We start from the raw sequence: 25,767 nt of genomic DNA on the forward strand, positions 1-25,767 counted from the left end.
TCTTTATATCCCTCCTGGAAAGATGGTTAGCGCCCTTAGCGTACTGAATAGTAACAAAAGTAGCGTATTGAACATCGGTTAACGCCGCACATCGATGCGACTTACGTCTCTGGGTGTTACAATCCGTTCCGTTATCGCCCCAGCACTGGCCATTTCGCCAGCACTACCCGTACTGCTATAGGCTTCACAGGATCTGTCATGACCGATACCTCCACTTCTCAGGCCACTCCCTCACTCAGCTATAAAGACGCAGGTGTCGATATTGATGCCGGCAACGCGCTAGTTGATCGCATCAAACACGTTGCCAAACGCACGACACGCCCTGAAGTCCTGGGTGGCCTTGGCGGGTTTGGCGCACTGTGTGAGCTTCCCGCTGGTTATAAGCAGCCAGTCTTGGTCTCCGGCACGGATGGTGTCGGCACAAAGTTGCGTCTTGCCATGGACCTTGGTAAGCATGACACCATTGGCATTGACTTGGTCGCTATGTGTGTCAACGATTTGATCGTTGCCGGTGCTGAACCGCTGCTGTTCCTTGACTACTATGCCACGGGTAAGCTGGATGTGGATATCGCTGCAGATGTAGTAACCGGCATTGGCGCTGGTTGCGAACTGGCTGGTTGCGCATTAGTAGGTGGCGAAACTGCCGAAATGCCCGGCATGTACGAAGGCAATGACTACGATTTGGCCGGCTTCTGCGTAGGTATTGTTGAGAAGGCCGATATCTTAGATGGCAGTAAGGTAGCCGAAGGCGATGTATTGCTGGGACTGGCTTCTTCTGGCCCGCACTCTAATGGCTACTCGCTGATTCGCAAAATTCTGGAAGTTAGCAACACTTCACTCAATGATGCTGTAGATGGGCAGCCACTTGGCGACGCGTTAATGGCGCCGACGCGTATTTATGTGAAGTCGTTGCTGTCGATGATGCGTAACACAGACATTCCCGTTCACGCGCTCTCCCATATTACCGGTGGTGGTTTGCTGGAAAACATTCCTCGAGTGTTACCCGATAGCCTTGCAGCCCACGTTGACCTTTCAACTTGGCAGCGCCCAGAAGTATTTAACTGGTTACAAGCCCAAGGCAATGTCAGTGAAACGGAGATGCACCGGGTGCTAAATTGCGGCATTGGCATGGTAGTAGTGGTGCCCCAGGCCCACGCTGAAAACGCCAAGGAGCATCTACAAGAGCAAGGCGAGACCGTTTATCAAATTGGTCAAATTATTCAGCGCCAGGAGGAAGCCGTCGTTTTGGAGAACCTTCGCGCATGAGCAGCACCGACTTCGATAACGGCATGTTCAACGACACCATAAACGACATGGCGCCAGAGCCAACAGCCGCGCGACGTATTGTGGTATTGATTTCCGGCAGTGGCAGTAATTTACAAGCGCTGATTGATGCGCAAAGCCATGACCAACTTGGCGGGGAAATCGTTGCTGTTATTTCCAACGAGCCAGATGCCTATGGCTTGAAGCGCGCCTTAGAAGCGGACATTGAAGCCGTTGCACTACCTCACCGCGAATATGACAGCCGCGATGCCTATGACGGAGCGCTGATCAAAGTCATCGAGCGCCATGAGCCTGACTTAATTGTCTTAGCAGGTTTTATGCGCATTTTGACACCTCGCTTTGTGCAGCGTTTTTTAGGCAAAATGCTCAATATCCACCCGTCTTTGCTTCCGGCTTATCAAGGGCTAAATACTCATGCTCGAGCGCTGGCAGACGGTGTAAAACAGCATGGCTGTAGCGTGCATTTTGTCACTGAAGAGCTGGATGGTGGCCCCGTTGTGCTGCAAGCGGAACTGAACGTCACTGATGAAGACACCGTTGAGACACTTAAAGAGAAGGTGCACGCTCGTGAGCACCTCATCTTCCCAATTGCGGTTCAGTGGTTCTTGCAAGGTCGCCTGCAATATAACGCTGAAAACGCCACCATGGATGGCCATCCCCTTCCCCCGCATGGCATGCGGCTCTCACACACAGATGCTGCAGAAGAGCTAGACGAAGAACTAGACGAAAATACGTAAACGTTACTGGCCTGACCATAAAAAAACGCCTTACCGCTATTAGCGAGTAAGGCGTTTTTCGCTTGGCTTGCAAAGATTAAGTGCGAGGCAGCGTAACGCCTCGTTGCCCCATATATTTGCCGCCACGATCTTTATAAGACGTTTCACACACCTCATCAGACTCAAGGAACAGCATCTGAGCTACCCCTTCATGCGCATAGATCTTGGCGGGCAGATTGGTAGTATTTGAAAACTCAAGGGTCACATGCCCTTCCCACTCTGGCTCAAGCGGCGTTACGTTGACAATAATGCCGCAGCGCGCGTAAGTGGATTTTCCAAGGCAAATCGTCAGCACACTGCGCGGAATACGAAAGTACTCTACCGTTCGTGCTAATGCGAAGGAGTTTGGCGGGATAATACACACATCGCCCTTAATATCGACGAAGCTTTTGTCATCAAACGCTTTGGGGTCGACAATAGCCGAATGTATGTTGGTAAACACTTTAAATTCATCGGCGCAGCGAACGTCATAACCGTAGCTCGACGTGCCGTAAGAAATCACGCGCTGATCATTCACATAGCGCACCTGCTCAGCTTCAAACGGTTCAATCATGGCATCGCTCTGTGCCATGCGACGAATCCACTTATCAGATTTAATACTCATTTGTTACGTCATCACTCGCTAAAAGAAATAGTCGGACCACCGCTATGGCTGGCACTTACTGATTGCGCCACTTGTTTAGCAATAGCTGCAAACGTGTGGCTCACTGGGCTATCAGGTTCGGAAATTACACTGGGACGACCAGAATCAGCTAACTCACGAATAGAGAGCGTTAACGGTAACCGCCCAAGAACGGTTGTCTCGTACTCTTCTGCGATACGATCACCGCCCCCAGTGCCAAAAATTGCCGCTTCATGGCCGCAGTTTTCACAATGATAAAGGCTCATATTCTCTACCACACCAAGCACTGGCACATTGACCTTGCGGAACATCTCTATGCCTTTACGGGCATCCAGCAGCGCAATATCCTGGGGAGTGGTAACAATTACAGCGCCTGAAACAGGCACTTTTTGCGCCAGCGTTAGCTGAATATCACCGGTACCAGGTGGCATATCGATCAACAGAAAATCCAGATTATCCCACTGGGTTTGGGTTAACATTTGCTGAAACGCGCCCACCACCATCGGTCCACGCCATACCATCGCTTCTCGGGTGTTGACCATAAAGGCCATCGACATCGCTTGAAGACCGTGTGCCTCTAGCGGCAGAAATTTATTGTCACCCGATGCCTGAGGCCGCACGCCTTCTTTGACACCCAACATCTGCGCTTGACTGGGGCCATAGATATCGGCATCCAAAACACCAACGCGATAGCCCTGAGCAGAAAGCGCTAGCGCCAAATTGACAGTAACGGTCGATTTACCGACCCCGCCTTTCCCCGATGCCACTGCCACTATATGTTTTACACCGTCCATCAATGGCGCTCCTGTTTTCTTACGGTGAATGTTACGTGATTGAATGATACTCCTAGGCGGCCTATTTCTAAACCAACATACAAAAAGCGGATGCAGGGGCTGCCTGCATCCGCTTTCTTGCGCTAGCCATCAGCACACATTAAGGGTGCATCTCTCAATTACTGTTTTGTTGTTCCTGATTGTCAGAGCTTGCTTCTTCCACTTGCTCAGTATTATCAGAACTAGAACTATCGGAATCAGCGCTATCAGTATCAGCGCTATCAGAACCAGAAGCTGTTTCGTTACTCTCTTCACCCGTTAGCGTGGGCACTTCATCATTAGCCGTATCGTTTACATGCAGGCGACTCTCCAAGGAGGAAAGTTCGTCACGCCAATCACTAAGCTGAGTTTCTAAGCGCGCAAGCTGCTCTTCACGGGCTTCAATATCACTCTCAACATTTGCAACTTCTTCACGACCAATATCTAACGCGACCATGAGATCATCCATCTCCGTGCGTACTTGGTCGAGGCTCTGCTGCTCTTCTTCACGCAGCTCAGTTAACGAATCAACCTCGCTTTGCAGCTCATCCCGCTCATTAGTAAGTGAATCACGCTCACTGCGCAGATTATCTAACTCATCTTGAACAGTTGAAATTTCTTCCTCAATACTAGAAAGCTGTTCATTAGCGTCACTGATCTGTGTATCTAGACTCGACAATTCCTCTTGAGCGGCATTAAGCTCATCTACAGCTTCCTGGCGCTCTTGCTCAGCTTGCTGACGAGCGGACTCAGCTTCCTGGCGGGCTTCTTCGGCACTTTGGCGAGCTTCTTCAACTTCCTGGCGAGCAGTCTCCGCTTCGTCACGAGCGCTTACGACTTGGTCACGCTCTTCTTTTAGCGCCTGCAAGTCAGCCTCAGCACTCTCAACTTGTTCGCTTAATGCATCAACTTCTTGCTGCAGGGTATCGCGCTCAGACTCTAACTCTTCAAGACGCGACTGTACCGCGCTTGTATCACGCTGAGCAGACTCAAGCTCGCTTTGTGACTGGGCCTGCTGCTCTTCCAATGAGGCCATCTCTTCACGCATGGCACTCAAATCAGTCTCAGCTTGCTCAATTTCTGCAATACGCTGACTAAGCTGACTATTATCCTGCTCAACACTAGCTAACTGACCTTCTAACGTCTCAACACGCTCTTGACGTGTGCCTGAGTTAGATTGCGCCATAATTGCCCAAATAACTGCGATCGCGGCAATACCCGCAATTCCTTTGACACGGTTGTCCTTAAAAAGCGTTTTCATGTCCGGCTTATTCGCTGGCGCTTGATGATCCGAGTGGTTTGCTTCTGACATACTGCGTCCCTCTCTTCTTTTTTAGGCTACCGATATCAGCAGCGTTAATAGGCATTTAGTACCTGACATTATTTTACTAGCATACACATCTAGCAACATCTAGCTAGTGACCAACGTGTATGACAAATAGTTCTACTTAGTACATTTAATTGTTAGGGTCCGTCTAATGCTTACCTTTCTGAAAGCCTAACGCACCTGCGCTAGCAACCTCAAACCAAGAAAGCGAAGCGTGCAACGACACAACGCTGCCAATAATCAGTAAGGTAGGCGGCGCAATCTTACCCTGCTTAAATGTTTCAGGCAGCGTTTGCAAACAACCAACGTGCGTACGCTGGTGCTGAGTTGTTCCCTGCTCAATCAGCGCCAAGGGCGTTGTAGGCGCAAGACCATGAGCAATTAATGTTTGGCAAATAAACGCTAAGTTACTCAACCCCATATAAAATACCAAGGTTTGACCAGGGCGTGCTAACGCTTGCCAGTCAAGCGAGCACTCCCCATGCTGCAAATGGCCCGTTACAAAACGAACTGACTGGGCATGATCCCGATGGGTTAATGGAATGCCTGCATAGGCTGCACAACCAGAGGCAGCTGTAATTCCTGGAATAACTTCGACCATCACTTTTTCCGCAACAAGTGTTTCAAGTTCTTCCCCGCCACGGCCAAAAATAAACGGATCGCCGCCTTTAAGGCGTACCACACGCTTCCCCTGTTTAGCCCAAGTTACCAATGTTTGATTAATTTCATCTTGAGGTACGCTGTGCGATGACTTCGCTTTGCCAACGTAAAAACGGGCGGCCTGAGGACCAATTAAGGCCAATACTTCATCGCTAACGAGGCGGTCGTAGAGCACCACTTCTGCGGTTAGAAGTCGCTTATAGGCTTTTAACGTCAATAGTTCCGGATCGCCTGGCCCCGCACCTACTAAGCTGACGGAGCCATCTAAGCTCATAAAGTCATCACTCACTTTTTGAGCATCAGCCAAATGGCTTGCCTTGGCAGTGGCTCCTTTTACTGCATTCAAAAAACACCTCGGTAATAAAAAAAGTATTATATATATCTAAAAGTAATATATTTTCCTATGTGGTGCCAACCTTTCTATAGTAAACCCCTGCCCAACCTCGTTAATTCTATTTTTGAATATACATATATCAATTAAATTTTAAAAAATTTAAAAATGTCAGCAATAACTTACATATTAGTTACGGTTTTAGGGCTAACCTTCACGATTAACTTTTATTTGGCATATGCTTTGGAGCTTCACGCATGCCCGTGAATGACACAGTCACAGCACCGACCAGTGCTGACAGCTTAATATCCCTTATTCCTGGGGTTATCTTTCAATTTTATCGATCACACTGTGGCCGGATGCACTTTCCCTATTTGGAAGGAGGTGGCAAAGCGTTGGCACATATCGATAGACGCCAGTTAGCACAGGAAGCAAATCAATTAATTGAGCGGTTAACCGGTCACGATCATCCAAAAATAATGTCCTCTATTGAGCGCTCAGCCCGCTGGATGCTACCGCTTACAACCCGTTTCCGACTCCCACTACCAAACGGAAAGCCGCACTGGATAGCCGTGAGCGCTAACCCTTTCCCCGCATTAGATGGTGTCCGTTGGAACGGCATCATGATGGATATTACCGATCAAGTTGCTGAAGAGCAGCGCCTAAGAAAACTTTGCGACACTGACCCTTTAACGGGATTACCTAACCGGCGAAAGCTCATGGTGCATTTGACGCACTTAGCTTCACTAAGCACACGGCACGGAACACCGTTATCAATAATGATGGTAGATATTGACCATTTTAAACAGCTCAATGATCGTTGGGGGCACTTACAAGGCGATAGCGTACTCGAACAGCTTGCTGCGCAAACCCAACAGCTCTTACGCTGCGAAGATATGGTGGCAAGGCTTGGAGGTGAAGAGTTTATGGTCGTGTTGCCGCTTACGCCGCTGCAACAATGCCATAAACTCGCGGACCGCATTCGCCACGCCATTGCAAACTATGATTTTGGAATCGGCGCTGGTCAGGTCACGCTAAGCATTGGTATAGCTGAATACCGATGCGGAGAGCCATTGGTCAGTCTAATCGAGCGCGCTGATCAGGCGCTATACAGCGCAAAAGAAGTTGGTCGTGACTGTGTATGCCTTCTACCTTGAATAGAGCATTATGACGAGGAGGAGACCAATGACAACGCTTGCTAAAACAGCCTGTGAACCTTGCGGTGGCAATACTAGCCCACTGTCCTACAGCGAATGCCAAGCCCATTTAGAAGCGCTATCAGAGTGGCAGATTGTCGACCACGATGGCATCATGAAGCTAACGAGACAGTTTACGTTTCGTGACTTCGCTGATGCCCTGGCATTTACCCAGCGCGTTGGTGACATAGCAGAGCAGGCTGGGCACCACCCTGTCATTGTCACTGAGTGGGGTAAAACCACCGTGACATGGTGGTCTCATGAAATAAAAGGCCTGCATCTTAATGACTTCATTCTTGCCGCCAGAACCGACGAGGTAGCCGAATAAATGTTTGAGCAAATTGAGCGAGTCCCAGGAGACGCCATTCTCGGGCTGATCGAAGCTTTCAAAAAAGACACCAATCCACAGAAAGTCGATTTAGGGGTTGGCGTATACCGCGATTCACAAGGCAACACGCCGGTTATGCGTGCAGTCAAGGAAGCAGAAGCTCGCCTGCTCAAGAATGAAACCACCAAAACCTATATTGGCTCTCACGGTGCACCTGCATACGGTGATGCGGTGTTGCCTATGGTATTAGGTGCAGACTCTTCCGTATTAAAAGCCAACCGTGCAAGCGCTACTCAATCTCCTGGTGGCACAGGGGCACTGCGCTTGGCCGCTGACTTTATTGCTAATCAGCTTCCTGGGAAAGGCATTTGGGTGAGCGATCCTACCTGGCCAAACCATCACGGTATTTTTACTGCTGCGGGTATCGAGCTTCACAAGTACCCTTATGTTGACGCCGATAACCGCCTTGATTTTGATGGCATGCTAGCGGCACTGAAGAAAATTCCAGAAGGCGATGTTGTTGTACTTCACGCCTGCTGCCATAACCCAACTGGCTTTGACCTTTCTCAAGATCAATGGCACGAAGTGATGGCGATACTACGCGAGCGCAACCTGCTGCCATTAGTTGACTTCGCCTACCAGGGTTTTGGTGAAGGGTTAGATGAAGACGCCTACGGCGTTCGTCTCCTAGCCGAAAACCTGGATGAAGTTATTATCACCAGTTCCTGTTCAAAGAACTTTGGCATTTATTGTGAACGTACGGGCTGCTTGATTCTGATTGCAAAAGACGCCGAACAGATGGAAAACGTACGCTCCCAAGCAGCGATCGTTGCTCGTGAAAACTATTCCAACCCTCCCGCTCATGGCGGCTCAATTGTTAGCGAAATTCTTCATGATTCTGAGCTGACAACGATGTGGCGTGAAGAGCTAACCGAAATGCGTGATCGCATCAATACACTGCGCCGCGACTTTGTTGAGGCCCTTAAGCCTTACGGCCTTGATGAGAAGTACGCCTGCGTTGCAGAACAACGCGGCATGTTCTCTTACACCGGTTTAACACCCGAGCAAGTCGATCGCCTACGTGATGAGTTCGGTATTTACATGGTGCGCTCTGGCCGTGCCAACGTTGCAGGCTTCTCTCACGAGAACTTACCTTACCTTGCTAAAGCCATCGCGGCTGTTAATGAGTAATGTAATCTTGTGATAAGTAGATGTAATAGGTAGATGTAATAGCTAGATGCGATTAGCAGAAAAGCCCAGGCAGACAGCCTGGGCTTTTTTGTTATTTAGGTTTGTTAAGCAACTGAACAGACACGCAATTGTTATGTACAATTGCGCGCTTGCCGCCAGAGCCAGGGGCGCCCGTGCGGCGTCCGTTACAACGCAATGCTTGACCGATTAGTCAAACCTTCGGCAAACTCAGCATAGCCTTGTATACAACACACCATAACCAAGAGGCCTAACATGGCGGCTGCTGGCACACACTATCCGTGGTACAAAAAAGAAGATACCGACGCATTTTTCGCTCTGTTCCAAAATAACATTGCTAACTTTGTCATTATCGCAATCACCATGATAGGGATGGGGTTTCCTACCTCTATTGTCTATGGTCAGGTGCTACCGGGTGCTGCGGTAGCGGTTATGGCAGGCAATTTCTATTACGCATGGAGTGCAGCTAGACTTGCGCGAAAGGAAAATCGTAGCGATGTCACCGCACTCTCCTACGGCATCTCTACGCCGGTCATGTTTGTGTTTCTATTCGGCGTCTTGCTTCCCGCCAAGCAGTTAACGGGTGACGCAGAGTTAGCCTGGAAAGTTGCCGTAGCCGCTTGCTTTATTAGTGGCGCTATAGAAGCCTTGATTAGCATTATTGGCCGCTGGGTGCAGTATCACCTTCCACGGGCCGCCATGCTGGGCGCCGTGGCAGGCGTGGCACTTACCTTTATTGCCGGTGAAATGCTGTTTAAAACCCTGGAAATGCCGGTGGTTGGCCTCTTGGTACTAGGTATCATTATTGTAGGCTTAGTTGCGCGTGTCAGCATGCCGTTTAAGCTTCCGACATCGCTGTTTGCCATTGTGATCGGAACGGCGATGGCTTATTTAATTGGCGATGCGGGTAGTGAGCGTTTTAGCGATGCGTTTACCCATTTAGGGTTTTATCCCTTACTGCCTAACTTGGCGTGGTATGAAGGGCTAGGCTTGCTATTTACTGGCATGCTGGCAGTGCTTACCGTAGTGCTTCCCATCACTCTCTACAACGCAATTGAAACGATGAATAACGTTGAAGCGATGGAAGCGGCTGGCGATAAATACGATGTACGTGAATGTCAGGCAGTTGATGGGGCAGGCACGATGATTGGCGCATTATTTGGCGGCGTATTTCCAACTACCGTTTATATCGCAACAGTAGGCGCGAAATGGATGGGAGCAGGACGAGGCTACAGCATTTTAAACGGTGCGGTTTATGCACTCGCCACCATGTTTGGCCTCATCGCTGCCTTAGCGGCCATTATTCCGGTCTCGGTAGTGGCCCCTATCTTGGTATTTGTGGGCATGTCGATGATTGCCACGGCGTTTCAAGCCAACGATACCCGTTACTACCCAGCGATTGCTCTGGCGATGCTGCCCTACTTTGCTAACTACGTGATGACACGCTTCAACCGAGGCGCTGGAGAAGTCGTCAGCGATATTTCAAGTGCCATTGTTATTATGGGTCAAGGCGCAATGTTTATGGCCATCTTCCTAGGTGCAATGACCGTATCGGTGATCGACCATCAATTCCGTAGGGCAGCCGCGTTTGCCGCCATTGCAGCAGGCTTCTCATTTGTAGGACTGATGCACGCCCCAAAGCTGGCCTTCAACGCCGCGCCTGAATTTGTCATGGGTTACTTGGGCATGGCATTACTGTTCATATACTTCTCCTTTCAGGAAGCCCCAAAGAAACACTAATTGCCCGACTTACTGAATCCCGCCTGCCGATGTGGGCGGGATAAAATACGTCGTAGCACCATCCAAGCAACAATACCTGCCAACACGTTTCCCACCGCTGCACCAGCGGCTAAACCTATCCAACCAAATAAGTGCGTGCCCAACCATAAGCAGGGTAAATAGCAAATAAAAAGCCGTGCGCTCGATAGCAACATTGCCCGAAGGGGCCAACCAAGTGCGTTACCTGCAGACACCACTAGCATGCAGACACCCAGTGCAGCGTAGCTGGGCAGCAAAAAGCGAATCAACAGCGCAAGTTCACTTTGCACCTCTTGATTGCCAGCTAACACCATCGCCACCCAAGGTGAAGCTAACGCCAACAGCACACCTAAACTTAGCTGCCAAATGACAGCAACGGTCAGTGCCAACCGCATAAGCTGCTGAATCTGCCCCCAATCGCCTGCCCCATAGCAGCGCCCAAGCCACGGCGGCAACGACATCGTCATCGCTAATATTACCATCAGTGAAAGCGTCTCCAGACGGCTAGCAAGACCCCAGGCAGCCACCTGTGCATCCCCTAAACCAGCAACAGCCACAATTGCCAGCATTGCCGCCAATGGCGGCATTAATTGACTGATCATGGCGGGAGCGGCAATCCCAGCAAAAGGGCGCCACGAGCGCACTGCTTCTTGCCATATCGCAATATTTGTTGTCCATTGGCGACGTTTTAGTTTGATACTGCTAAATAACAGGCCGACAGAAAAGGCAATGGCAGTCGCCCAAGCAGCACCTGGCAACCCCCATCCTTGCCATGAACCAATGCCAAAAATAAACAGCGGATCCAGCCCCAGATTGATAAGACTACTGAGCACCATCATCTTACCCGGCAGCCGCGTATCGCCATGGGCACGAAACACGCTATAAATAAAATAAAGCAAAGCACCTAGCCAAGCCGAAAATAGCTGAGGCCCCCAGTAAGCTCGGATATAGACCAGCGCCGTAGTATCTGCCCCCAGCAAGCGGAATATAGGCATCTGAAGCAGCCATAACATCACCACTAGAACACCGATCACGACCCCACCGGCAAGTAATACAAGACTACTTAGCCGTTTTGCGCGGGCTTCCTCGCCGGCTCCTAATGCTCGCGAAATCAATGCCGCAATCGCGATTCCCATTCCCACCTGAATACCAATAATTAGAAATGACAAAGGAAAGGTGAACGACTGTGCGGCCAAGGGCGCGGTGCCCAAACGCGCAATAAAAGCACTATCTACAAGCTGAAAACCCAATAACGCCAATACCCCAATGGCCATCGGCCACGTTTGACGCCATAGGGTTATCGCCAGCTCGCGCTGCTGTATATCAACGGCTGCCAAAGATAACTCCTCGAAACAGAGTGAGTAACGATTTACGCCACATTGCTAAAAAACGTTAGTACTCACCAGATGGGGCTTATTTGCTGTGACTCGCAACACAAATCTCAACACAAAAGCGCCATCACCCCCTATCAGGGTGATGGCGCTTTGTTTCCTGCACTCGCTTACTGACGAATGCCTTCAAACGTCACATAAAGCTCAAGTTCGTGCATCGACTCTGGGAAATCGCTCATATCAATGCCGAAATCACCCAGCGTTAGCATGGTACTACCTTCAAAGCCAGCACGGTAATTGCCCCAGGGGTCATCGCCTTCACCCATTAAGGTGACAGGCATTTCAATTTCCTGTGTTTCTCCATGAAGCGTTAGCTCACCCGTTACGACGCCTTCATTATCACCTGTTGATTCAAACCCAGTTGAAGTAAAAGTGGCCGTTGGGTATTCACTGGCATCAAGAAAATCGCTACTTAAGAAGTGACGATCACGCTCTGCATGATTAGTGTTCAGGCTGTTCACCTGCACTTCCATTTCTACAGAAGAAGCTTCTAAATCCTCTGGATCATAAGTAAATTGGCCGTCAAACTCTTCAAACGTGCCCAATATATAGGAGAAACCGAGGTGGCTGATCTTAAATTGAACAAAGGCATGCTGGCCTTCTGTATCAATTTGATACTCGGCCGCTTGCGCGTGGCCAAACGTCACTAGCGACGCAGCGGCAATTGCAGTAGCAAAAGCAGTTTTCTTTAACATTGTGGAAATCTCCTTTATTTTCCTAATAAACCACTGCGAGTTAACTGCCCAAGCAGTGGACAAAAACATTATTAACGTTTCCGACTATGGGCAGGATTCACCATTCGGACGAGTGTTGCGTGGCGATCCCACCAGTGGTGTTTCATTGCAGCGATGGCGTGGCCTACAGCTAATATGATGAGTGCCAGAGCGCTATACCAGTGAACGTCGCCCGCTAAGCTGGCTTGATTGGGAAGTCCATGGAGTAATGCGGGTACTTCGAACCAATCAAATACACTAATACCGCGTCCGTTAGCGGTAGAAATCAAATAGCCACTAACAAGTACTAACAACAGCAAAACATACAGCATTATGTGACCAGCATGGGCAGCTATACGTTCAAAGCGGTTTCCCTCTGCATGGGGCGTTGGTTGAATCAAGCGCCATATTAGGCGAGCAAAGGTAGCTATTAACAACATAATGCCAATCGAGCGATGTACCCACGGCGCTTGGTTATACCATGTATCGTAGTAGCCAAGATCTGTCATCCACCAGCCTAGAGCAAACAGTCCCACAATGGTTAGTGCACTTAGCCAGTGAAGAGCAATACTAACGACTCCCCAACCACTCTGCGTATTCCGCCACATCCTTGATTTCCTCGTTCACAACAGCGATCAATTATCTTTGCTGTAAGCACATTCTTATATAAAGCATACCGCTTTAATACTTAAAACACCGCTGAAAAAAGCAGAACACATCATTCGTAAAAAACGTTTTTAAAAATCAGCAGTAAAAAACGATGCGGAAATAAACGCCTCCTGCAAAGCAGGCAAGAAAAAACCGGTCACGAATGACCGGTTTTCAAAACGATCGCTAATTCGCTCAGCTAGCCGCTAATGCATCTAGCCCACGAGCAAGGTCACACTGAATATCGGCTTGGCTTTCCAGCCCTACCGCAACGCGAATTAGCCCAGGTGTGATACCCGCAGCGTCTTTCTGTGCATCGGAAAGACGTCCATGGGTAGTAGTAGCCGGGTGAGTAATCGTCGTTTTAACATCCCCTAAATTGCCCGTTATAGACAGCATCTTGGTGGCATCAATTACCTTCCAAGCACCCTCTTGGCCTCCCCTAACTTCGAAGCCTAACACGGCACCAAATCCTTGCTGCTGCTGTTTAGCAAGCGCATGTTGGGGGTGAGCTTCCAAACCGCTGTAATACACCTTATTAACGGCTGGGTGTTGGTCTAGCCAGCGCGCCAGAGTAAGCGCATTTTCACAATGCGCGTTCATCCTCAACGATAAGGTCTCAAGACCTTTGGTGAAAATCCACGCGTTGAAGGGGCTAAGGCAAGGCCCACAGGTACGTACCACACCAAACACTTCTTCCAACACATCGTGCTTGCCAACTACTGCACCGCCAACGGCACGACCCTGCCCATCCAGATACTTCGTTGCTGAATGGATAACTAAGTCGGCTCCAAGTGCAAGTGGCCGCTGCAATGCAGGTGTTAAAAAGCAGTTATCAATCGCCAAGAGTGCACCACTACGCTTAGCAAGCTCGGCTAATGCTGGAATATCCGCAACTTCCGACAATGGGTTAGAAGGTGTTTCAGCAAACAACAGTTTGGTATTTGGACTGATGGCCTCTGCCCAAGCAGACACGTTTGACAGTTCGACATAGCGAGTCGTGATGCCAAATTTGCCCAGATATTTATCAAACAAGCTCACGGTAGAACCAAACAGCGAACGTGATGCCACGATTTCATCGCCAGCACTCAGCAATGCTAATGCAGTCGACAAAATCGCTGACATGCCTGAACTCGTCGCCACGCATCGTTCGCCACCTTCAAGCGCCGCCAAACGGCGCTCGAAGGTATGGACGGTAGGATTCGTAAAGCGCGAATAGACATTGCCAGGCTCCTGCCCCCCAAACTTGCGTGCAGCTTCAGCCGCGCTCTCATAAACAAAGCTAGAGGTAGGGAATATGGGCTCGGCGTGCTCTTGCTCAAACGTACGGTGATGGCCCGCGCGAATGGCAAGGGTCTCTAGCGACCACTCATTCTGGTGACTATCATCATGCATGGCTGAGCACCTTGTTCAAAACATCAATAAAATCGTGATACAAACCGCGAATAGATAGCGTTAGTCGTCAAGATCATCATCATCTTGATTATGCATATCTACCAGCGCATGGTCGCCCGCACTTTGATCTTTAGCCGCATCATTACGGCTCGCTTCTAGTACCGCCAAATAAGCATCATCAATATCGCCAGTGACATAATTACCGTCGAATACAGAGCAATCAAACTCTTCCATCTCAGGATTAACGTCTCGGCAAGCTGCTTTCAAATCCTCTAAATCTTGATAGAAAATTCGATCTGCACCAATTAGCTGTCCAACCTCTTCTTCTGTCCGGCCATGAGCAATCAACTCTGTCGCCGCGGGCATATCAATGCCGTAGACATTGGGATAACGAACAGGCGGCGCGGCAGAAGCGAAGTACACTTTACGGGCACCTGCATCACGGGCCATCTGAATAATCTGCTTACAGGTGGTACCCCGCACAATGGAGTCATCTACCAGTAGTACATTCTTACCTTTGAATTCAACATCAATGGCGTTCAACTTCTGGCGCACCGATTTTTTACGCTGTGTTTGGCCCGGCATGATAAACGTACGGCCAATATAGCGGTTCTTCATAAACCCTTCGCGGTAAGTCACACCTAAGTGCTGAGCCATCTCAAGGGCGGAGGTACGCGACGTATCAGGGATCGGAATCACAACGTCGATATCGTGATCAGGCCACTCGTTAAGAATACGGTCACCAAGTTTGCGCCCCATCTGCATGCGCGTGCCATACACATAAGCACCATCGAGAATAGAATCGGGGCGCGCCAAGTAGACATGCTCAAAAATACAGGAGCGCAGCACAGGTCGATCAGCACATACCTGGGTGTGAATCTGCCCCTGCATGTCGACGAAAATCGCTTCACCAGGTGAAAGGTCACGCTCCAGCTCAAAACCACCGACATCTAGAGCAACAGATTCAGAAGCAATCATGACATCCTGTCCTTCGTCACTTTGGCGAGTACCAAAGACGACTGGACGAATACCATGGGGGTCTCGAAATGCCACCATGCCAAAACCATTGATGATCGCGACCGCCGCGTAGCCGCCTTTGCAGCGCCGGTGGACTCTACGAACGGCATCAAAAATATCCTCGGCTTCTAGGTGCAAGCCCTGCTTGCCCAGTTCATGGGCAAATACATTTAGCAGCACTTCAGAGTCGGAACTGGTATTAATGTGGCGAAGATCTGTCGAGAAAAGCTCCTGCTTTAACTGCTCAGAGTTAGTCAGGTTACCGTTATGAGCCAGCGCAATACCGTAGGGCGAGTTGACATAAAACGGCTGAGACTCAGCTTCACTAGAGGAACCAGCGGTTGGATAACGTACGTGACCAATACCAAGGTTACCTTTTAGGCGAGCCATATGGCGAGTATGAAACACATCTCGAACCAACCCGTTACTCTTGCGCAGTAGGAAGCGTCCCTCGCTCCAAGTCATCATGCCGGCAGCGTCCTGGCCCCGATGCTGAAGTACGGTCAGAGCATCGTAGATTCCCTGATTTACCGCCTGCTTGGCCAGAAGGCCCACTATACCGCACATTCAAGTTACCTCGCTTTAGTGCCATGGTTTACCGTAGCAAACCCGTACGTTCATCAAACGAATGTGAGCCACTGCCTATTTATCGATCGCAAGAGCGGGCATTGGTAGACAGTAGCTAACTGTATTACAAACTAAACATCGCGTAGCGTAGCGCCAACATAAGTAACGCACTCACTGGCTACTATGTTCACTTGTTGGCGTAAAAGGCTGTGGAACTAGCTCTTCCCGAGCGCGAAAATCCGGCAACGATATGTCACGAAGCGACTCAGGGGCTTGCGGCAGCTCCCGCTCCCACTGGTCTAACTGGCTTACCGCCCAATCGCGGAGCTCAATAAAGGTTGGTCGTAACTCAGCTTCTTGCCACGCCTGTAGCTCTGCTAATGGCGTTAGCGTAATAAGAACGGTTGCCACCAACAAAATAACAGCGCCACGGGCAAACCCGAAGGCGGCTCCAGCAAACCGGTTAAGTAACCCCATACCGACCCACTCTACCGCTGCGTGAACTAAACGAATCACCATTCCACAGAGCAAAATGACGGCAAAAATCACCAAGATAAATGCCAATACTAAGCGAGCATCAAAACTGTCAATGAAGCCGCTCATTAAATCCGCCACCGGCTCTGCAAGCACGCGCGCTACCATTAACGCGACTACCCACGCGGCGAGACCTAGGGCTTCTCTGACAAACCCGCGTGCGAAACCCGCTAGCATCGAAAGTGCTAATACCGCCAGGAAAAGCGCGTCGATCCAAGTCAGCGTCATAAATTAGTCTCTTACCCGTACTAACAAGCCCTGTACATTGGCACGCTGCTTAATAATCGCCATCGCAGACTCACCATCTTCAGAGGTCGCGTACGGCCCAACATAAACAGAGGTAAGATTATTATCACGTTTGCGTAGATAAGTATTAAACCCCGCCTGACTAAGCTGATCACTTAAACGCTGCGCGTTACCCGCATCACCAAAGCTTCCCACTTGAACGGCCCATTCCCCTTGGGAAGAAGACGCAGGACCAGTAGCATTTGAAGATGAACTGGAAGAGGTATCTGAAGACGTACTACGGTTATTAGCGGCCATTAATTCAGCAATGGGATCACTTTCCTCAGCGCTTTGAGTACTGCCACTGCTGGCTTGATTTGTTTGGGGCTGCCGCGGATTAGCATCAATGGGCATACTATTAATTACACTTTCCCCAGGGCTATCTTCAGCACGATCACCATTAGCGGTTGAAGTCGTATTGATAGATGCCGGCATTTCCGGAATCGGAACATCCTGTTGTGTTGTTTTAACGGGCTGCTCAATAACAAAGGTGGGTTGAGGACGTTCTTCACGAGGAGCAGGGTCACTCATCAACCACGGCACAAAGATCGCTAGCAGCGCGAGCAGGATAACAATACCACTGATGCGTTCCGTTTTACCGTATTTCATATCCCTCTCCATCAAGCTTAGCGAGCACAACGGTTAGGCCGATTAAGCTTGCGGCAGTGTCATTTCCAACAGGGCCGCAACTGTAAAAAATGAGCCAGTAACTAATACCCGGTCGGTGGGCACCAGCTGTTCAGCAATAGCGCGAACGCCAGCTTCTGGGGAGTCTGAGCAGTGATGCACTTGCCCACCCAGTGACACAATACGTTCGGCTAGTTCGACAGCTGGGCGACCACGCTCTCCCTCTAACGTTACACATACCCAATGGGTAATGCGTGGTAACAGAGCACTGATAACGCCATCTGCATCCTTGTCGTTTAACATCCCAATCAACGCCCATTGCCGACCACCTTCAGGCATCATGGGAAGTCGCTTAGCTACATAGTCGGCTGCATGGGGGTTATGGCCAACATCCAAGCACCACTGACCTATCCACTGCATACGCCCTGGCACTTGCACCTCGTGAAGCGCACGACGGCATGCCTCTGCGTTTAGCACTAATCCGCTAAGTATAAGGGCTTGGAGAGCCGTTGCCGCATTATCAATCGGCAAACCCGGATCCGGAAGGTCTGTCAGAGTAATAACCTCACCCTGGCAGGTCATCCCCTTCCAGTTCCATTCAGAACAAGCATTAGCGCCACCGTCGGCAGAGTGGCTGAACGCATCACCAAGGCAGTAAACCGGTGCTTCAATCGCATGGGCGGCAGCAGCCACACTGCTGGGCAGAACTTGGCTACCCAACACAGCGGGTCGTGCCGCACGAAAGATGCCCGCTTTTTCTCGGCCAATTTGCGCAATATCGGTTCCCAGAAAATTAGCATGATCCTGAGCAATGGTAGTGACAATACCAATATCCGCGTCAATGATATTCACAGCATCTAAACGGCCACCCAGGCCAACCTCGAGAAGCGCTAAGTCAAGGTCCGCCTGCGCTAAACACCAAAGAGCACACAACGTACCTGCTTCGAAATACGTTAAGCTGATCTCAGGCACTTGGAGCCTTGCCTCTTCTACGCGCTTGAAGCCAGCAATTAGCTGCTGGTCATCAGCATAATTGCCGCTGATCGTCACACGTTCGTTATAGCGCACAAGGTGGGGGGAGGTATAAGTACCCACCCGCATACCATGGACACGAGCGATGGAATCCATCATGGCAAGGGTCGACCCCTTGCCATTGGTACCTGCCACCGTAATGACCTGCGTTGCAATCGGACGACTTAACAACCCCATGCGTTGGGCAACGTCAGCAACCCGCTCAAGCCCCATATCAATCCCTACGGGGTGCAGAGTTTCAAGGTAGTGCAACCATTCGGTTAAAGACCCTGGAGTTAAAGAGTCAGAAGCTAAAGAGTCAGGAGCTATAGATTTAGACATTGCGGGTTGAATCGTCGCTCTTAACGGTGCTGACTTCGCTAGATGTTTCAGGCGCATCAACGTCTGCTGCATCTGCTATCGGTGCTTCATCCACCAAAGGCTCATCAACTACTGCTTCCTCACTGACACTATTTTCGTTAGGCAGAGCGATATTATGGGTCAGTTTACGCAGTACACTACCAACACGAGTACGCATATCATGACGATGCACGATCATATCCACCGTACCGTGCTCCAGCAGAAACTCACTGCGCTGGAAACCTTCTGGTAGCGTTTCACGCACCGTTTGCTCGATAACCCGCGGGCCGGCAAAGCCAATCAACGCATTAGGCTCGGCAATATTCAGATCACCTAGCATCGCTAGCGACGCTGATACACCGCCAAAGACGGGGTCTGTCAGTACGGAGATATAAGGCACGCCCGATTGCTTGAGTTTTTCAAGTGCTGCCGATGTTTTAGCCATCTGCATCAATGAAAAGAGGGCTTCCTGCATTCGCGCCCCACCAGAAGCTGCAAAGCAAATAAGAGGGATGCGCTCTTCGAGGGCAATGGTTGCCGCGCGGACAAACTTCTCGCCCACCACTGCTCCCATTGAGCCGCCCATAAAGGTAAATTCAAAGGCAACAGCAACTACCGGTAGCCCGTCTAACTCGCCGCGCATAGCAACTAGTGCATCTTTCTCGCCAGTTTCTTTTTGGGCAGCCGTTAGACGGTCTTTATATTTTTTAGAGTCGCGAAATTTCAAGCGATCGTTCGGCTCAATCTCAGCCGCAACCTCTTGTCGACCCTGTTTATCCAAGAACCAATCCAAACGTTTACGCGCGGTCAGCCGCAAATGGTGATCACACTTAGGACATACGCTGTGATGCTTCTCAAGCTCAGGGAGATAGAGAACCGCTTCGCACTTGGGACATTTACGCCAGAGGCCGTCGGGCACGCTGGCACGACGGTCTTTACGCTGGATACGCCCCATTGAGGGCACAATCTTGTCTAACCAGCTCATATCAAAAAGGCTTCCGTGTACGTCATTGCTTAGCAGTGCCAAGCTTGATGAGTGTCGTCAATCAATTCAGTGTAGACGATGAGGGAATGCGCTTAGGCATCCATCGCGGTGCGCATTTCGCCCAACACGCTTTTTAACTGACCCGCTATGGTTTCAGGTGCATCAACGCTTTCTGCAATGCGATTCACTAATGCACTGCCAACAATTACACCATCGGCCACTTTCGCCACTTCGGCAGCAGTGACACCGTCGCGGATACCAAAACCAACACATAGTGGTAAATCGGTCATTTCGCGTAGTGGTGCAAGGTGGTCAGCTACATCGTCAGCATTGAGTGTAGCAGCACCGGTAACGCCCTTGAGCGAAACATAATAGAGGTAGCCCTCACCGTGGGCGCATATTGTAGCGGCACGTGCATGGGAAGTGGTAGGCGCAACTAAGAAAATCGCTGCTAAACCACGCTGTTTTAACAGCGGGCCGAACTCTTCAGCCTCTTCCGGTGGCATGTCCACCACCAACACCCCATCAACACCAACGTCTGCGGCTTTATCCGCAAACGTCTCGTAGCCAATTCGTTCTATAGGATTGAGATACCCCATCAGTACGATAGGTGTTTCACTATCGACCTGACGGAACTCAGCGACCATATCCAACAGGTCTACTAAGCGAGTGCCTTGTTTAAGAGCACGTTCGCAGGCTTTCTGAATCACCGGGCCATCAGCCATCGGGTCTGAAAATGGCACGCCAAGTTCAATAATATCGGCACCTGCTTCTACCAGGGCATGCATAAAGCCCACGGTGTACTGTGGTGCTGGGTCACCGGCAGTGATGTAAGGAATAAGGGCCTTACGACCCTGCTCTTTTAATTCGGAAAAACGCTGGTCAATACGGTTCATGCTAGCCCTTAAAACTCAATGCCATCGATGTTCGCAACGGTCATGATATCTTTATCACCACGACCAGAAAGGTTAACCACGATATGCTGATCAGGGCGCATAGTCGGTGCTAGCACCTTCGCGTGGGCAAGCGCATGAGCAGACTCAAGCGCTGGCATAATGCCTTCCATGTGCGTCAGCTCGCGGAACGCTTCCAGCACCTCTTTGTCGTTTGCCGCGACATAATTGACTCGACCAACATCTTTCCATAACGCGTGCTCAGGGCCTACGCCTGGATAATCAAGCCCAGCAGAAATTGAGTGCGTATCCGACACCTGCCCCGCTTCATCAGACATCAAATACGTGCGATTGCCATGCAGAACCCCACGCGGTGCATTCGATGCAAGCGGCGCGGCATGGCGGCCAGTTTCAACCCCATCTCCACCGGCTTCGACACCGTACATAGCGACCGCATCGTCCTCAACAAAGGGATAGAAAAGGCCTAACGCGTTCGAACCGCCGCCCACACAGGCAATTAACGCATCCGGTAAACGCCCTATTTGCGCTAATGATTGCTGACGCGCTTCACGACCTACTACCGCATTGAAATCGCGTACCAGTTGCGGATACGGGTGCGGCCCCGCCACGGTGCCGATAATGTAGAACGTGTTATCAACGTTAGTGACCCAATCACGTAGCGCTTCATTCATTGCGTCTTTGAGTGTACGAGTACCGGATTCCACGGGTATAACCCGTGCCCCAAGCAGTCGCATACGATAAACGTTGAGCTTCTGACGCTGCACGTCAGCCGCCCCCATATACACATCACACTCAAGACCTAAGCGGGCGGCCACGGTTGCAGTAGCAACACCATGCTGGCCTGCACCGGTTTCAGCGATAACCCGTGGTTTGCCGGTCTTTTTTGCCAATAGCGCTTGGCCAATGGTGTTATTAACCTTGTGGGCACCCGTGTGGTTTAAGTCTTCACGTTTCAGCCAAATTTGCGCGCCGCCTAAAGACTGTGACCATCGCTCGGCATGGTAAAGCGGAGATGGACGACCCACATAGTGGGCAAGGTCACGGTCAAACTCTGCCTGGAAAGCGGGATCATCACGCAGACTCAGGTAGGTCTGCTCTAGTTCTTCCAGGGCAAAGCTCAGGGTTTCCGACACAAACCGGCCGCCGTACGGGCCAAAATGACCACGGGCATCCGGCATTCGGGTCAGGTCGCTGAACTTAGTTTCAGTCGCTGAGACAGTCACAGGCATACCTCACAAGATCGCCAGAACAGGCAAATAAATGAACTAACAATGAGACGTAGCCACCCTCCGGGCGTGCTACGCAATAAACTTATTGGACGCTGGCTAACGCCACATGTTTGACAAAAGACGTCATTAAATCAGCATCTTTTACGCCGGGAGTGGTTTCTATACCACCAGAGACATCAACAGCATAAGGCATTACTTGGCTAACCGCTAAAGCCACATTATCAATCGTTAACCCACCAGCCAGGATAACAGGTTTTTCCAGGGTTGAGGGTATTCTGGACCAATCAAAGGTCTCTCCGGTTCCCCCTGGCGTACCCGGTCGGTAGGCATCTAATAGCAGCGCTTGCGCGTGAGAATAGTCAGCCGCCGCCTGATGCAAATCGATATCGTCACGCATACGCAGCGCTTTAATCCAAGGCCGCCCAAACTGCTGGCAGAACGAAGCTGGCTCATCACCATGAAACTGGATTAAATCCAGATAAGGCAAGCACTGTTCAATGAACTCAGCGGGCTGGTTAACAAACAAACCTACCCGGGTCACAAAGGCAGGTACTTGCGCTGCCAGCTCTTCCAGTAATGCAGGCGTTATGCTGCGGGCACTCTTGGGCCACATTACGAAGCCCAGTGCATCCACACCCAACGCTGCTGCCAGTGTGATGTCTTCATGGCGAGTTAAGCCACAAAATTTAATCCGCGTGCGAGCTGAATATGCACTCACGATGACGTCTCCTGCTGTTCGAAAGGCTCTTTTTGCGCTAAGTACTCTAAGGGCTCCTGCTTCTTGAACGTCAATTTACGCCTTGCAGCAATGCGTGGGTTATCAGGCAGCACACGCTCGCCAGTCCATTCACCGGTAAATGCAAGCAAATTAGGTCCTAGCGGCTCTTTTGGTAGGTCAAAACGCTCATCATAAAGTGAGTCTACAAAATGAAGGCCGCAGGCCGGTGCGGTAACATCGCCTTTACGGCGATTCTTCAGTGCCAGCAGGCGCTCAATATGCCCTTCATCCTGGGAACCGCGCCCTACGCTGACCAACGCCCCGGCAATATTGCGAATCATATGGTGCAGAAAAGCATTGCCCTGAATATCAATCACTACTATCGGCCCGTAGCGCTTCACTTCTACAAAGTGCATTTGTCGCCAAGGCGTTTTGGACTGACAGCCCGCCGCTCGAAAACTGCTGAAGTCGTGCTCGCCTACCAAGGCTTGTGCTGCCCGATGCATAGCGTCGGCATCTAGCGGGTCTCGGCACCAGGTTACGTTATGGCGCTCTAGCACAGGTCGGCTAATTTGATTCAACAAAATATAGCGATAGCGACGCCCAAGCGCGCCGAGGCGCGAATGAAAGTCATCTGAGACGGGTTTTACCCAGCGCACAGCAACGTCTCTGGGAAGGTTGGTGTTGCTGCCAAAAATCCACGCTTTTTCAGAACGTTGAACGGGAGGATCAAAATGAATCACCTGGCGTGTGGCATGCACGCCAGAATCGGTTCGACCACTGGCATGAATGCGCACTGGCGCACTAGCCACTTTTTCAAGCGCGTCTTCCACTGCCTGTTGAACGGAGGCTGCGTGCTTCAAACGCTGAAAGCCGCAAAAGCGCGTACCATCGTATTCAATGCCCATCGCTAGGCGCCCAGTTAAGGGCGTTGTTTCGTCAAAATGGTAAAACAGCGTCATGAAGCCACGTCACATAGAAAATGGTTAAGGTGCACCATTATCCCGACGTCGCGGCTCGAATGCCACCTCTTCGATTTCCCACTCATCTTCAGCAGCTTTTTGCTGTTGTACTGTGGCTGCTTTAGCCATACCACTCTCTTGCTCAGCAGACACGTAGTCCCAGGTAAAATCGACTGCTGGTTGCCTGGGAGCCTCTACCGCCGGTTCGTGAGGTTCGATAGCGGGCGGCTCATAGTCAATCGTACTATCTTGCTGCCCCTCACCGTACGATACAGGTTCTTCGACTGGCTCGGGAGCCGCTAAAAAAGCGTTATCAAGCGCTAACACTTCTTCGCCAACATGCTCCCTGTCATCTTTTTCTTCTTCAAACGGCGCACTAGATTGCGCTGCAATGTCTGGCGTTGACACATCCGAGCCTGATAATGCCGGTTCTGAAGCTGATAATACAGGCGCGAACGGTTTTGGGCCCACATCGTCTGGTGCAAAGGACACCGGCTCAACTGGTTCAGCCGACTCAACTGGCTCAACTGGCTCAACTGGCTCTGAAACGCTCTGCTCAGACGCCTCATGCTCTGCAACATTAAATACTGAGGACTCATGCGGCCCGCTAGGCTCGACGGTTTTCTCAGCGGCGACCACAGGCCTAGGTGACTCCGGAGACTTGTCTGTAGATGTAGACAAGGAGGCCGCTGCAGGCACGTCTTCCCACTCACGTTCTCGTCGCTTACGCGACCATATTAGCGCTCCTAACAATAGTGCCAAGATGACACTAGCCAACGGCCACTGATACGCAGTAATGCGCTGAATGATAGTTTCAGACGTACTCTGTGGGCGGTTAAAACTAGCCATCTCACTGGTCGCACTATTCTCTGTATTACTCCCTGACAGCGTGGCACTTCCTGCTAGCGCATCGGTTAGGTCAGTCACCTCCCGCAGCTCACGTTGAGAGGCGTTCAACGCTTGGGTTAAAGACACCACTTCTTCACGCAACGTGGCTAGATCACCACGTATTTGATCCCGCTCATCCTGTGCCGCTTGCAGCCTAGCTTGGCTTTCCAACAGCTGTTCGGCTAGCACTTGCTCTTCGTCGAAGGCCACAGCCTCAGACATTTCCTGAGATTGATTGGCGCCCTGATCATCACTCACCATAGCAGGCTCGCTGGCCTGCTCGATGCTTGGCTCACGGCCTTCAAAGGTTTCTTGGGGCTCAGCCACCGGACGACTTGCAGGCTGCCGCATCGCCTGAATCGCCTGGGCGGCATCACTGGGCGTTCGTGAGGTTATCCGCTGACGACTGGGAATATTGAGCGTCTGCCCTGCACGGAGTTCATCCACATTACCCGTAGGGAACGCGCCTGGGTTGGCCTCTAAAAGCGCCATCATCATTTGTTGAATGGTAACGTCGGACGGTTTCACCCTTGCAGCAACGCCCCAAAAAGTATCGCCACTTGCTACATAAGCAATATCTCTTGCAGCTGGTGAAGTGACGACAGAGGTGCGACTAGGCACTTCAGGCGTGCTTACTGCACCCTCTTGGCTGCCCATTGCATATTCAGGGGGATCAAATAACAGCGTTAACGCACGCGTTTGGCGCCCTTCCGGCGAGGAAATAGATAGCAGTAAATCCAGCCATGGCTCATGAACCGCTTGAGAAGAGCGCAGCAGCAGCCGATGCCCGTCAGGTTGCGCTTGAATTTGCACACTGATACTTGCCGTGAGCGGTGTCCACTCTAAACCCAGCGCCCTAAACGCCGATTCGTTTGCTACTTCAACACGTAAATCACTCAGCGCAAAACGCTCGCTTTCCTGAAGTGGCACTGTTGCATCAAGCGGCGCATCTAACGGTGAATTTACCGTTGCTGGGCCCAACCCGAGAGCCAGCGCTAACGGACTAACAGCAGTAAGCGATAGCCACAGCAACCCTGCCAACTTTTTTTTCATTCACGCCCCTACTGCGTTTCTTTGTTAGTAGCACTCTAATAGCACGGTCAAAACAGGCCCCCATGTCATGGAGTCAATCGTTTTTACCACACACTGATCATTACTACCTATACCAATCTAGGACTAGCTCAACGCCAACTTAGTAGCACCTATCCATTAAAACGCAT

Annotated in this window: 24 protein-coding genes; 6 read left to right on the forward strand and 18 right to left on the reverse strand. The window is 50.7% G+C overall.

Annotation, left to right across the window (positions count from 1 at the left end; genetic code table 11):
• Window positions 1-198 precede the first annotated feature (198 nt).
• Together purM and purN are read left to right on the forward strand one after the other, a co-directional pair.
• Entirely contained in the window at window positions 199-1,266 is a 1,068-nt protein-coding gene (gene purM, locus M0220_RS00115) for a phosphoribosylformylglycinamidine cyclo-ligase (protein WP_030069373.1), read from the forward strand.
• Complete coding sequence (purN, locus tag M0220_RS00120; protein WP_030069371.1) at window positions 1,263-2,021, forward strand: phosphoribosylglycinamide formyltransferase; 759 nt, start codon at window positions 1,263-1,265, stop codon at window positions 2,019-2,021. Before purM ends, purN begins: the two co-directional genes overlap by 4 nt.
• Before the next feature lie 76 nt (window positions 2,022-2,097).
• On the opposite strand, the gene dcd is transcribed toward purN, so the two are convergent.
• The 4 genes from dcd to cobA all read right to left on the reverse strand — a co-directional run bounded on the left by dcd (window position 2,098) and on the right by cobA (window position 5,755).
• Window positions 2,098-2,664: a dCTP deaminase gene (gene dcd / locus M0220_RS00125; RefSeq protein ID WP_009723443.1), complete on the reverse strand. Its 567-nt coding sequence runs from the start codon at window positions 2,662-2,664 to the stop codon at window positions 2,098-2,100.
• Between the two features lie 11 nt (window positions 2,665-2,675).
• A complete protein-coding gene (gene apbC / locus M0220_RS00130; RefSeq protein WP_264018342.1) occupies window positions 2,676-3,476 on the reverse strand; it encodes an iron-sulfur cluster carrier protein ApbC in 801 nt (266 codons plus the stop codon).
• Between the two features lie 154 nt (window positions 3,477-3,630).
• A complete protein-coding gene (locus M0220_RS00135; protein WP_264018343.1) occupies window positions 3,631-4,806 on the reverse strand; it encodes a coiled-coil domain-containing protein in 1,176 nt (391 codons plus the stop codon).
• A gap of 163 nt (window positions 4,807-4,969) precedes the next feature.
• On the reverse strand, window positions 4,970-5,755 hold the full coding sequence (cobA, locus tag M0220_RS00140) for a uroporphyrinogen-III C-methyltransferase (protein WP_030069364.1): 786 nt from the start codon (window positions 5,753-5,755) through the stop codon (window positions 4,970-4,972).
• Between the two features lie 314 nt (window positions 5,756-6,069).
• Here cobA and M0220_RS00145 point away from each other — a divergent pair, with 314 nt between their 5' ends.
• From M0220_RS00145 to M0220_RS00160, 4 genes are all read left to right on the forward strand, one after another.
• Entirely contained in the window at window positions 6,070-6,969 is a 900-nt protein-coding gene (locus M0220_RS00145; protein WP_264018344.1) for a sensor domain-containing diguanylate cyclase, read from the forward strand.
• 28 nt (window positions 6,970-6,997) lie between these two features.
• Entirely contained in the window at window positions 6,998-7,336 is a 339-nt protein-coding gene (locus M0220_RS00150) for a 4a-hydroxytetrahydrobiopterin dehydratase (RefSeq protein WP_030069360.1), read from the forward strand.
• A complete protein-coding gene (locus M0220_RS00155; RefSeq protein WP_264018345.1) occupies window positions 7,337-8,527 on the forward strand; it encodes an amino acid aminotransferase in 1,191 nt (396 codons plus the stop codon).
• 273 nt (window positions 8,528-8,800) lie between these two features.
• Window positions 8,801-10,285 (forward strand): uracil permease, encoded by a 1,485-nt coding sequence (locus M0220_RS00160; RefSeq protein WP_030069356.1) that lies wholly within the window; start codon window positions 8,801-8,803, stop codon window positions 10,283-10,285.
• Here M0220_RS00160 and M0220_RS00165 read toward each other — a convergent pair.
• The 14 genes from M0220_RS00165 to M0220_RS00230 form a co-directional block, all read right to left on the reverse strand.
• The gene (locus M0220_RS00165; protein WP_030069354.1) at window positions 10,282-11,640 is read right to left on the reverse strand and encodes an MATE family efflux transporter; all 1,359 of its coding nucleotides are present in this window, start codon (window positions 11,638-11,640) and stop codon (window positions 10,282-10,284) included. The two genes, M0220_RS00160 and M0220_RS00165, sit on opposite strands and share 4 nt — an antisense overlap.
• A 164-nt stretch (window positions 11,641-11,804) precedes the next feature.
• Window positions 11,805-12,389: a YceI family protein gene (locus M0220_RS00170; RefSeq protein ID WP_030069351.1), complete on the reverse strand. Its 585-nt coding sequence runs from the start codon at window positions 12,387-12,389 to the stop codon at window positions 11,805-11,807.
• A 71-nt stretch (window positions 12,390-12,460) separates the two neighbouring features.
• Window positions 12,461-13,015 carry a cytochrome b gene (locus M0220_RS00175; protein WP_030069349.1) on the reverse strand — a complete coding sequence of 185 codons (555 nt, stop codon included), beginning with the start codon at window positions 13,013-13,015 and terminating at the stop codon, window positions 12,461-12,463.
• 235 nt (window positions 13,016-13,250) lie between these two features.
• On the reverse strand, window positions 13,251-14,450 hold the full coding sequence (locus M0220_RS00180; protein ID WP_030069347.1) for an O-succinylhomoserine sulfhydrylase: 1,200 nt from the start codon (window positions 14,448-14,450) through the stop codon (window positions 13,251-13,253).
• Window positions 14,451-14,510: 60 nt separating this feature from the next.
• A complete protein-coding gene (gene purF / locus M0220_RS00185; RefSeq protein ID WP_030069345.1) occupies window positions 14,511-16,034 on the reverse strand; it encodes an amidophosphoribosyltransferase in 1,524 nt (507 codons plus the stop codon).
• A 171-nt stretch (window positions 16,035-16,205) separates the two neighbouring features.
• The gene (locus M0220_RS00190) at window positions 16,206-16,796 is read right to left on the reverse strand and encodes a CvpA family protein (protein ID WP_030069343.1); all 591 of its coding nucleotides are present in this window, start codon (window positions 16,794-16,796) and stop codon (window positions 16,206-16,208) included.
• 3 nt (window positions 16,797-16,799) lie between these two features.
• On the reverse strand, window positions 16,800-17,462 hold the full coding sequence (locus tag M0220_RS00195; protein WP_264018346.1) for an SPOR domain-containing protein: 663 nt from the start codon (window positions 17,460-17,462) through the stop codon (window positions 16,800-16,802).
• A gap of 42 nt (window positions 17,463-17,504) precedes the next feature.
• Complete coding sequence (folC, locus tag M0220_RS00200; protein ID WP_030069339.1) at window positions 17,505-18,833, reverse strand: bifunctional tetrahydrofolate synthase/dihydrofolate synthase; 1,329 nt, start codon at window positions 18,831-18,833, stop codon at window positions 17,505-17,507.
• Window positions 18,826-19,836 carry an acetyl-CoA carboxylase, carboxyltransferase subunit beta gene (gene accD, locus M0220_RS00205; RefSeq protein WP_030069337.1) on the reverse strand — a complete coding sequence of 337 codons (1,011 nt, stop codon included), beginning with the start codon at window positions 19,834-19,836 and terminating at the stop codon, window positions 18,826-18,828. The genes folC and accD overlap by 8 nt, the downstream gene beginning before the upstream one ends.
• A gap of 92 nt (window positions 19,837-19,928) precedes the next feature.
• On the reverse strand, window positions 19,929-20,732 hold the full coding sequence (trpA, locus tag M0220_RS00210; RefSeq protein ID WP_264018347.1) for a tryptophan synthase subunit alpha: 804 nt from the start codon (window positions 20,730-20,732) through the stop codon (window positions 19,929-19,931).
• An 8-nt stretch (window positions 20,733-20,740) separates the two neighbouring features.
• Complete coding sequence (gene trpB, locus M0220_RS00215) at window positions 20,741-21,979, reverse strand: tryptophan synthase subunit beta (protein ID WP_030069333.1); 1,239 nt, start codon at window positions 21,977-21,979, stop codon at window positions 20,741-20,743.
• 82 nt (window positions 21,980-22,061) lie between these two features.
• Window positions 22,062-22,697, reverse strand: a complete 636-nt coding sequence (locus tag M0220_RS00220; RefSeq protein ID WP_035536122.1) for a phosphoribosylanthranilate isomerase — start codon at window positions 22,695-22,697, stop codon at window positions 22,062-22,064.
• The gene (truA, locus tag M0220_RS00225; RefSeq protein ID WP_030069328.1) at window positions 22,694-23,659 is read right to left on the reverse strand and encodes a tRNA pseudouridine(38-40) synthase TruA; all 966 of its coding nucleotides are present in this window, start codon (window positions 23,657-23,659) and stop codon (window positions 22,694-22,696) included. Before truA ends, M0220_RS00220 begins: the two co-directional genes overlap by 4 nt.
• Before the next feature lie 24 nt (window positions 23,660-23,683).
• Entirely contained in the window at window positions 23,684-25,600 is a 1,917-nt protein-coding gene (locus M0220_RS00230) for a type IV pilus assembly protein FimV (protein WP_264018348.1), read from the reverse strand.
• Window positions 25,601-25,767 lie beyond the last annotated feature (167 nt).

It is taken from the genome of Halomonas qinghailakensis (assembly GCF_025820815.1).
GTDB lineage: Bacteria > Pseudomonadota > Gammaproteobacteria > Pseudomonadales > Halomonadaceae > Vreelandella > Vreelandella qaidamensis.